Below are 2,453 nucleotides of genomic sequence, written 5' to 3'. Positions count from 1 at the left end.
ATAAACTACAACGACCTTGAGCCGTACTATGCCGAGGTCGAGAAGTTTAACCAGGTGTCGGGGCCGACATTTTTCCCCTGGGGCGCCTACCACGGGCCGTATCCTAAGCGAAGCCACTACAGGGCCTGCATGCATGAGACGTTTCGTCGTGGATGCGAGGCGCTTGGGATTCCCTCAACGGTTGGGCCGATGTTTATCTTATCGAGCGCCACAAAAGACCGGCCCGGCTGCACGTACCGCGGGTTCTGCAAGTTCGGCTGCATGCCGAAATCCAAATCAAGCACACTTGTTACCTATGTCCCGCACGCACTCAAATATGGTGCAAAGATAATCCCAAACGCTATGGTCGTGCGGTTAAATGTAGGCAAGGACGGGACCGTTAGAAGCGTGACTTACTTAAGTGAAGGCAATGAGCGAGAGCAGGAAGGGGATACGTTTATCGTTTCAGCTTACTCCATCGAAACCCCGAGATTGCTGCTTAACTCGAAATCGGAGCAGTTCCCCGAGGGAATCGCGAACTCCTCTGGGATGGTCGGAAAAAACCTGATGGTGCACTCCGCCGACTTTGTTATCGGCAAGTACGAGGAAATGATCAGGCAATACCGGGGCCCTCAAGGGCTTGCTCTTACCCAGGAATGGTACACAAGGAAGCCCGGCGATGGCTTTGTCAGGGGATATACCATCGAGACCGAGACCTTGCAGCCGATTGAGTTCTCACAGGCGCTGATAAAAGGGAAAGGGGTTTGGGGGCGGCAGCTTATCGAGGACATGCGAGACTATAATCACTATGTGAGCTTTGGAATTGTAGGCGAGTGCTTGCCCAGCGAAAACAGCACGGTTACCCTTACCGTGGAGGCGCTAGCCGCACGGACCGCCGATTATATCATCGATGCAAAACAGCGTTTTGAGCTGTAATCGACCATTTTTACCTTTTAACCTGCCTTTCTATCCGGTAATCCTGCACAAACTTTTTTATAAAGAACGGTTATTACCAAACCGATAGTTTATCCTAACTGGTCTTAATAAACACTAATTTCAATAAACGATATTAAATGATGTAAATAGCAATGCATGCAACCAACAGGTGATAAATATGGTAGCTAACCAGCTTGACCTACATAGCCTAACACCGAATGATAGCGTTATCGCTATCTTTTGCGTTGCCATAGCGCTCCTTGCCGTGATGGGTGTCCGGCATTTTAAAGACAATCATTATTTCAAATACTTTGCAGTAAGCTTTAGCTTCTTCTTTATTTCGACGGCGGCAAGTATTCTAAAATCGCTTGATCCGGGACCTTTAGGTTTGGTAGAAAATATAACCCTGATTTTTTCGGCTTTGCCGGTGGTCCTTGCCGCATTGAGATTTAGGAGGGCAGAGCCATAGCCGATATCATGCTTCTCTTTGAACTTGTGATAGTAGGTATGTGCGTGTTCGCCATAGCTCTGCTGTTCGGTAAAAGCGAACGCAGCAGTAATTTTCATGCTAAAAAAGCAATCGCCTCGGTAAGTTTGGCCCTGGGAATGCTGGCTGTTGTGAACTTCGTATCCGACAAAACGGAAGACCCTTTTGCTGTTTTAGCTGAGATATATGCAAGGGTTTTAATAGCTGTGCTCTGGTTTCTGCTCATTTACCATGCCGTTTATGCTGAGATAAAAGACACGATAAAACGAGGAGAAAAAGAACTGGCAGCTCTGAACGACGTGGCTATGGCAGTCGGTCAATCGATGGATCTGTCTCAGATATTACATGATGCACTTCTTGCTGTTGTTAAGATCGCTAATTTTGAAATAGGTTTCATTTACCTCCTTAATGAAGAAAAAAATATCCTCGAGCTGGCAGCTTCTCATGGTACTATCCCCGAGAATTTGGCCAGAAAGCTGGCCACCTTAAAACCGGGGCAGGAAGTCTGAGGAGTCGTTGTCAAGGAAGACCGGTCGGTCTGCCTGGAAGATCTTACAACAGATCCCATTGCCCAGGAATCAGAGGTTGTCGTTAGCCTTGGCATACACTCGGTTGCCGGCACCCCGTTGCGGTATGAAGGCAAAGTTATCGGGGCCATAACCGTTGGAAGCACAACAGCCAAGTATATAGATGCTAAAGACAGGCTTTTGATCGGTTATATGGCTAACCAGGTTGCGCTTGCTATTATCAAAGCGCAACTTTACAAGGAAGAGAAAGAGGCGAGGCTCAAGTTAAGCGCCCTTGAGAACATCTCCGAAGCCGGGCTCACCACGTTGAGCATCGATGGAATGCTGAATGAGATCGCGCAACGAATCGCGTCGAATATGAATGTGGATTGGTCGGGTATTATTCTTTTTGAAGACAAACATGGGATGATGATTGCCGAGCGTACCTCGAACGGTTGCAGCTCTATGAAGGGGAAATGAGCCGCGCCCCAAAAGTTGAACCGATAGGAATGACTCCTAGGGTGAATGGCGGTATTACACTGTCG

3 protein-coding genes and 1 pseudogene are annotated in these 2,453 nt (G+C 48.0%); all 4 read left to right on the top strand.

Going from position 1 to position 2,453, the window contains the following annotated elements; all coding sequences use genetic code 11:
• Positions 1 to 915 (top strand): GMC family oxidoreductase N-terminal domain-containing protein (locus COY37_RS11270; RefSeq protein WP_286977633.1); only part of this gene is annotated, 915 nt, incomplete at its 5' end.
• Between the two features lie 178 nt (positions 916 to 1,093).
• Complete coding sequence (locus COY37_RS11265) at positions 1,094 to 1,384, top strand: hypothetical protein (RefSeq protein ID WP_286977630.1); 291 nt, start codon at positions 1,094 to 1,096, stop codon at positions 1,382 to 1,384.
• 8 nt (positions 1,385 to 1,392) lie between these two features.
• Positions 1,393 to 1,911, top strand: coding sequence for a hypothetical protein (locus tag COY37_RS11260; RefSeq protein ID WP_286977627.1), 519 nt, complete (start codon positions 1,393 to 1,395; stop codon positions 1,909 to 1,911).
• A 15-nt stretch (positions 1,912 to 1,926) separates the two neighbouring features.
• Positions 1,927 to 2,388, top strand: a pseudogene (locus COY37_RS11255) (GAF domain-containing protein); the annotation flags it as partial.
• Between the last annotated feature and the right edge of the window lie 65 nt (positions 2,389 to 2,453).

Source organism: Candidatus Aquicultor secundus (assembly GCF_002791875.1).
Classification (GTDB): Bacteria; Actinomycetota; Aquicultoria; order Aquicultorales; family Aquicultoraceae; genus Aquicultor_A; species Aquicultor_A secundus.
The sequence above is the reverse complement of the archived record's forward strand: the minus strand, read 5'-3'. Positions and strand labels throughout refer to the sequence as shown.

Excerpts from the sequence above, each read along its gene's own strand:
- COY37_RS11265 (WP_286977630.1), top strand. The coding sequence starts at position 1,094 with ATGGTAGCTAACCAGCTTGACCTACATAGCCTAACACCGAATGATAGC.
- COY37_RS11260 (WP_286977627.1), top strand. The coding sequence starts at position 1,393 with ATGCTTCTCTTTGAACTTGTGATAGTAGGTATGTGCGTGTTCGCCATA.